Annotated in this window: 6 protein-coding genes; 4 read left to right on the forward strand and 2 right to left on the reverse strand. The window is 67.2% G+C overall.

The window, feature by feature from the left end:
- The first annotated feature begins 254 nt into the window (after positions 1–254).
- From TEP_RS18595 to TEP_RS18610, 4 genes are read left to right on the forward strand one after another with little or no spacing between them, the layout of a single operon-like run.
- A complete protein-coding gene (locus TEP_RS18595; protein WP_132826270.1) occupies positions 255–866 on the forward strand; it encodes a PIG-L deacetylase family protein in 612 nt (203 codons plus the stop codon).
- Complete coding sequence (locus TEP_RS18600) at positions 866–2,005, forward strand: glycosyltransferase family 2 protein (RefSeq protein ID WP_132826271.1); 1,140 nt, start codon at positions 866–868, stop codon at positions 2,003–2,005. The genes TEP_RS18595 and TEP_RS18600 overlap by 1 nt, the downstream gene beginning before the upstream one ends.
- Positions 1,992–2,597: an acetyltransferase gene (locus tag TEP_RS18605; RefSeq protein ID WP_132826272.1), complete on the forward strand. Its 606-nt coding sequence runs from the start codon at positions 1,992–1,994 to the stop codon at positions 2,595–2,597. Before TEP_RS18600 ends, TEP_RS18605 begins: the two co-directional genes overlap by 14 nt.
- A gap of 5 nt (positions 2,598–2,602) precedes the next feature.
- The gene (locus tag TEP_RS18610) at positions 2,603–3,388 is read left to right on the forward strand and encodes a YaiO family outer membrane beta-barrel protein (RefSeq protein WP_132826273.1); all 786 of its coding nucleotides are present in this window, start codon (positions 2,603–2,605) and stop codon (positions 3,386–3,388) included.
- A gap of 48 nt (positions 3,389–3,436) precedes the next feature.
- Here TEP_RS18610 and ubiB read toward each other — a convergent pair whose 3' ends face one another.
- Together ubiB and TEP_RS18620 are read right to left on the reverse strand one after the other, a co-directional pair.
- Complete coding sequence (ubiB, locus tag TEP_RS18615) at positions 3,437–5,092, reverse strand: ubiquinone biosynthesis regulatory protein kinase UbiB (protein WP_132826274.1); 1,656 nt, start codon at positions 5,090–5,092, stop codon at positions 3,437–3,439.
- The gene (locus TEP_RS18620) at positions 5,089–5,724 is read right to left on the reverse strand and encodes an SCP2 sterol-binding domain-containing protein (RefSeq protein WP_032978107.1); all 636 of its coding nucleotides are present in this window, start codon (positions 5,722–5,724) and stop codon (positions 5,089–5,091) included. The genes ubiB and TEP_RS18620 overlap by 4 nt, the downstream gene beginning before the upstream one ends.
- Positions 5,725–6,000: the final 276 nt, after the last annotated feature.

The raw sequence follows: 6,000 nt of genomic DNA on the forward strand, positions 1-6,000 counted from the left end.
CTCGCTGCTTCCACGGTGCGTGTCCGCATCGACGTACTGACGTCATCGGCCTGTCCGGACGCCTTCGCCAACCAACGGCGGCCAATCCCGCTGCCCGCCACGTTGTTGCGCGCCAAGGCCTGCGCCGCGCGTCGGCCGGTTTTCGTAATGTTCCTAGGCCGTGTTTCACCTGGCCATTGCGATAGTCCGCGGCCGCAGCAGTGCGTTCAACACCTCTGCCGCGCTCCCCCTGGATTTCCCGCAAGGACATGGCCATGGCCCACGACATCCTGGCAATCGGCGCCCATCCTGATGACATCGAACTGGGCTGTGGCGGCAGCCTGGCCAAGCTCGCCTTCGCCGGCGCCCGCATCCATGCCCTGGTGCTGAGCCGGGGTGGCCGCGGCTGCCACGATGGTGCCGATCGCAGCGACGAATCGCATCGCGCGCTGCGGCAGCTCGGTGTGCGGCAGGTGCTGCAGCACGATTTCCCGGACACCTGTTTTCCCACCTGCCGCAACGCCATCATCAGTTCGCTGGAACAGGCCTGCGCGGCCATTCGGCCACAGCGCGTCTACACGATGTGCGGCGAAGACCATCATCAGGACCATCGCACCGTCCATGAAGCTTCGATCGTCGCCTGTCGCAGCGTCCCGCAGATCCTGTGCTACGAAAGCCCGAGCACGCTGCCGCAGTTCGCGCCCCAGGTGTTTGAGGACATCAGCGTACAGCTGGAACTGAAGATCCGTGCGCTGCGCGAACACGCCAGCCAGGGTGATCGCCATTACATGCAGGAAAGCCATCTGCGCTGCCATGCCCAGTTCCGCGGCCAACAGGTGGGCATCGGCCCCAGCGAGGGCTTCCTGCCCCATCGGCTGGTGCTGTGATGAAGACCCTGCTGTTCCTGGCGATGTGTGCCTTCGTCGTCGTGCGCCTGCTGGTCCACGCAACGCGCAGGCCCAGCGGGCAGCTGCGCAGCATCGATGCGATCGTGCCGGCCTACAACGAAGCACCGTGCCTGCAGCGTTCGCTCACCGATCTGCTGCATAACCCGTACATCGCACGGGTCATCTGCGTGAACGATGGTTCCACCGATTCCACCGCGCAGGTACTGGACACGCTGCAGCTGCAGTGGCCGGGCCGCCTGCTTGCCGTGCACCAGGCCAACACCGGCAAGGGCGGTGCGCTGATGCACGGGCTGCAGCATGTGACCACCGCCCAGGTATTCCTGACCGATGCTGACACCCGCGTCGATCCACGCAGTACCGGCCTGGGGCACCTGCTGGCGGAGATCGAACGAGGCGCCGATGCAGTGGGTGGCGTGCCATCGTCCTGTCTGCAGGGCGCCGGCTTTCTTCCACACGTGCGGGCCAGCCTGAAGCTGCCGATGATCGTCATCAAGCGCAGCTTCCAGCAGTGGCTGGGCGGAGCGCCGTTCATCGTCTCCGGTTCCTGTGGGCTGTTCCGCACCAGCGTGCTGCGCAAGGTGGGGTTTTCCGACCGCACCCGCGTCGAGGACCTGGACATGTCCTGGTCACTGGTCGCCCAGGGTTACCGGGTACGGCAGAGCATCCGCTGCGTGGTCTACCCGCAGGAATGCAGCACGTTGGTGGAGGAATGGCGCCGCTGGCGGCGCTGGATCGTCGGCTACGCGGTGTGCATGCGCCTGCATCGGCGATTGCTGCTGACCCGCTTCGGCCTCTTCAGCATCCTGCCGATGATACTGCTGGCGCTGCTGGGCATCGCCGCCGCGCTGCAGGTGGGATTTGGCGCCGCTGCGGTGCACGGCCCGGCTGGCCTGGTGGTGGCGGTGGTGCCGCTGGTGTGGATCGGCATCGTGATGGCGCTGGGGCTGGTCAGTGCCGTGCACCACCGGCGTCCTTGGCTGGTGCCGGCCGCAGCGTTCTCGGTGCTGTATGTGCTGCTGGCCTATGCGGTCTGGCTGGTCCATGGACTGAAGGGACTGTTCACCGGCCGCGAGCCCGCGCGCGACAAGCCGACGAGGTATCCGCATGTGGTGGAATGACCTGGAGGCAATGGCGTGCGCACTGGCACTGCTGCAAACCGACCTCGATCCGGGCGCGGACATCTCACCACGGGCCACGATGCGTGGCGCGGTGCATGTCGGCGCCGGCAGCCGCATCTGTGATGGCGCCCATATCCAGGGTCCGGTGTCGATCGGGCGCAACTGCCTGATCGGCAACCACGTGCTGCTGCGCGGCCCGCTGTGCATCGGTGACGACACCCGTATCGGCTTCTGCAGCGAGCTCAAGCATGCCGTGGTCGGCCGTCGGGTCAGCATCGGTCCACAGTGCTTCATCGGCGACAGCCGCATTGACGACGACGCTTATCTTGGAGCCCTCGTTCGCACCAGCAACCACCGCCTCGACGGTGCTTCGATCGACGTGCATGTCGAAGGCCAGGTCATCAACAGCCAGCGCGACAAGCTTGGCGCGTGGATCGGCGCAGGTGCGGCGCTGGGTGTCGGCGTGATCATCCTGCCCGGTCGCATCATCGCGCCGGGCAGCCAGTTCGGTCCGCGGATCACCGTGGAACGGAATCTGCCCGCAGGCCGCTATCGCCTGCTGCAACACCTGCATTCCCAACCCCTGGAGTAATCACCATGCGATTCATCACCCATGGCGCACTACCGTGCGTCGTGCTGCTGGCCGCCGCCAGCGCCCATGCCGGCGTCGACCGTGTTTCCCTGCAGCTGGACCACACCGATTACAACGAAGGCTTCGGCAAGCGCGACGTGCAGACAATGGATGTGGCAGGTCGCACCGGCGCCAGCCGCTGGCACCTGGGCCTGGCCCACGGCGAGCGCGATTACGGCACCGCCCGCTACAGCGGAAACCGTGCACAGGGTTCGCTGCACCATGACTGGACGGCCACCTTTGCCACGCGTACATCGCTGATGGCTTCCAACGACGATCCGGTCTTCGTCAACCGCCAGATCAAGCAGGACATTCTGTGGAAGGTGGCCAGCAGGACGGTGCTGAGCGTGGGCGGCAAGTACGCCGAATACCACGGCAGCAGTTACGTCAGCGGTTGGTCGATCGGTGCTTCCCACTACTTCCCGCGAGTGACGGCATCGGTCAAGCATGAACGCCATCGCCAATCCAATGGTCCTGATGGCCACGGCAGCACCATCTCACTTCGCCTGAAGGACAGCCATGGCCATGGCTCGACCCAGCTGTGGCTGGGCACCGGCACCTCGGGCTACACCGCCGAGGCCGACCCGCTGCTGCTGCGCGAGCACGATGCCAAGCGTGTGTTCCTGCGCCGCAGCCAGCCGCTGGGAGAGCACCTGGTGCTGGATGTCGGGCTGGGCAAGACCTGGCACAAGACGCGCCTGGATCGTTTCCAGAGCCTGCATTCGCAGGTGGGCCTGGGCTACCGCTGGTAAGCCCATCGGCGACGACGGTCCGCTGTCGTCGCTGCTAGCAGGCTGCGGTCATCGCCACCACGCACGCGCCAATGCGAACGCTCCAACCGCACCGGACAGCCAGCTCCACGCCGGCACGTCGCCCCAGTACCAGCCCGGCGGCTGCAGCACGTACATCAATGCGGCGATCGCCAGCAGGCCGACGCCGGTGATCGCACCAATCGCATGCTTCTGCAGGCGCTGCACGCTGGCGTCCAGCGCAACCAGATCGCGCGAGCGCATCGCCAGTTCATGGCGACCTTCCACCTGCTGGGTCAGCCAGGCGTGCACCAGGCGCGGCATGTCCGGCGCATGGGTCATGATTTCCGGCAGGCGCTTGCCGATCTCGCGCAGCACGCGGCGCGGGCTGTAGCGCTCGCGCAGGATCTTCGCCAGCACCGGCTTGGCCACGGCCCAGATGTCGATCTGCGGGTCCAGCTGGCGGCCGACGCCCTCGATGTTGAGCAGGGTCTTCTGCAGCAGGATCAACTGCGGCTGCAGGGTCAGCTGGTAGCGCTGGGCCACGCGGAACAGCTTCATCAGCACTTCGGCCAGCGAGATCTGCGACAGCGGACGGGTAAAGTACGGCTCGCACACCGAACGCACTGCCGCTTCCAGATCATCGATGCGCACGTTGTCGGGCATCCAGCGCGCCTGCACGTGCAGTTCGGCGATGCGGCGGTAGTCGCGGTTGAAGATGGCCATGAAGTTCTCGGCCAGGTAGTACTGATCTTCCTGCGAGAGCTGGCCCATGATGCCGAAGTCCAGCGCGATGAAGCGCGGGTTGTCGCGGCGCATCGGATCGATGTCGACCCAGATGTTGCCGGCGTGCGCGTCAGCATGGAAGAAGTTGTCGCGGAACACCTGGGTGTAGAACACCCGCACGCCCTTGGCGGCCAGCGCCTTGCGGTCGATGCCGGCCTTGTCCAGCGCGGCGATGTCATCGGAGGGGATGCCCCATACGCGCTCCAGGGTCAGCGCGCGCTCGGCGGTATGGCTCCAGATCACTTCCGGCACGTACAGGTCGTCGGAGTTCTCCCAGAAGCGGCGCAGCACGCTGGCATTGGCGCCTTCGCGCTGCAGGTCCAGCTCGGCGGCCAGGGTGTTCTCCACCTCGGCCACCACTTCGCGCGGGCGGATCTTGTCGGCGCGCGGATGGGTGCGCTCGACCAGCGTCGCCAGCGAGTTGAGCAGGGCGATGTCAGCGTCGATCTGCTTTTCGATGCCCGGGCGCAGCACCTTGACCACCACCTGGCGGCCGTCGGCCAGGGTGGCCGCGTGCACCTGCGCGATCGACGCCGAGGCCAGTGGCTCGGTATCGAAACTGGCGAAGGCTTCGCTGACCGGCAGGCCCAGCGCTTCCTCGACGATGCGGCGTGCGGTCTCGCCTTCGAAGGGCTTGACCCGGTCCTGCAGCAGGGTCAGCTCATTGGCCACGTCCGGCGGCACCAGGTCGCGGCGGGTGGACAGGATCTGCCCGAACTTGACGAAGATCGGCCCCAGGTCCTGCAGCGCCAGGCGCAGGCGTGCACCCCGCGACTGTGCGGCGATGGCGGCCGATGCGCGCGGCACGAACGGCTTGGCCAGGCGCAGCCAGCGCTCGGCCGGGGTGCCCTGCAGCAGGTCGTCGAGGCGGTAACGCAGGATCACCCGGCCGATGCGGCTGGCCCGCAGCAGCGCCTTCATGCGGCACCCCGCAGGCGCTGCACGCGTGCGCCGAGGCGCTCGACATCGTCGCGCAGCACGTCCACGTCATCGTGGAAGGCATCCAGCTCGGCACGTGGCACCACGTCGCGCGATTCCTCGGTGATGAATTCAGCGGCGCTATGGGCGAGGTCGATCGCCCCCTGGCGAGCATGCTGCAGGGCGCTGCGCAGGGTGTTGGCCACCTGTACGCCCAGCACGTCACCGAACACGCTGACGAACGGCTGCTGCCAGTCGGGATCGAAGCCCTTGGCAAGCTGCTGCAGGCGGCGCGCCAGCTCGGCATCGCCGGCCACGCGTACGCGCCCCTTGCCGTTGTCAGCGCCCTGGCGGGCACGCGCCAGCAGCGGCAGCTGTGCCAGCACGCCGGCCAGGCTGCTGCGTACGGCCAGGTCGGCTTCCTGCGCATCCACCGGGCCGACACGCAACTGGTCGCCGTCGACGCTGATGCGCATGGCCAGCGGCGGCGCGTCCAGGGTCAGGTCGATATGGCGACCGTCGAGGCCGGCCAGTGCGTGGCGGGTATCCGGATCCAGCGCCAGCGCGCGGTTCAGGGCGATCTGCAGGGCACGGCCAGCGACCGGCTTGAGGGACTTGAGCAGGGAAAGAGCCATGTGCGCATTCTACCTGCGTGGGTGGGGGGCTTGGGCCGGGCTGCCACCCGGCACCCGCAGAAGCCAGAGCCATTGCCAGAGCAACGGCAACGTCACACGCTGGCTTGCTGTGGGGAGGAGGGGTGGATCCGGTTGCGGGGGACGCTGCAAGTCCGACCCTGTAAGCTCGGTCGCCGCTTGCTCGTGTGCGCTGTCCTGCGCACACGGCAAGACCGGGGTTGGGCGTCCTGCCCAACCCGCACGAGGCATGCCTCGGGCCCATGCGGCTCACGCCCC

This window comes from Stenotrophomonas sp. TEPEL (assembly GCF_004348785.1).
GTDB lineage: Bacteria > Pseudomonadota > Gammaproteobacteria > Xanthomonadales > Xanthomonadaceae > Stenotrophomonas > Stenotrophomonas indicatrix.

What these genes read in the sequence shown, in the direction of transcription:
- TEP_RS18595 (WP_132826270.1), top strand. Translation starts at nt 255, where the DNA reads ATGGCCCACGACATCCTGGCAATCGGCGCCCATCCTGATGACATCGAA.
- TEP_RS18600 (WP_132826271.1), top strand. Translation starts at nt 866, where the DNA reads ATGAAGACCCTGCTGTTCCTGGCGATGTGTGCCTTCGTCGTCGTGCGC.
- TEP_RS18605 (WP_132826272.1), top strand. Translation starts at nt 1,992, where the DNA reads ATGTGGTGGAATGACCTGGAGGCAATGGCGTGCGCACTGGCACTGCTG.
- TEP_RS18610 (WP_132826273.1), top strand. Translation starts at nt 2,603, where the DNA reads ATGCGATTCATCACCCATGGCGCACTACCGTGCGTCGTGCTGCTGGCC.
- ubiB (WP_132826274.1), bottom strand. Translation starts at nt 5,092, where the DNA reads ATGAAGGCGCTGCTGCGGGCCAGCCGCATCGGCCGGGTGATCCTGCGT.
- TEP_RS18620 (WP_032978107.1), bottom strand. Translation starts at nt 5,724, where the DNA reads ATGGCTCTTTCCCTGCTCAAGTCCCTCAAGCCGGTCGCTGGCCGTGCC.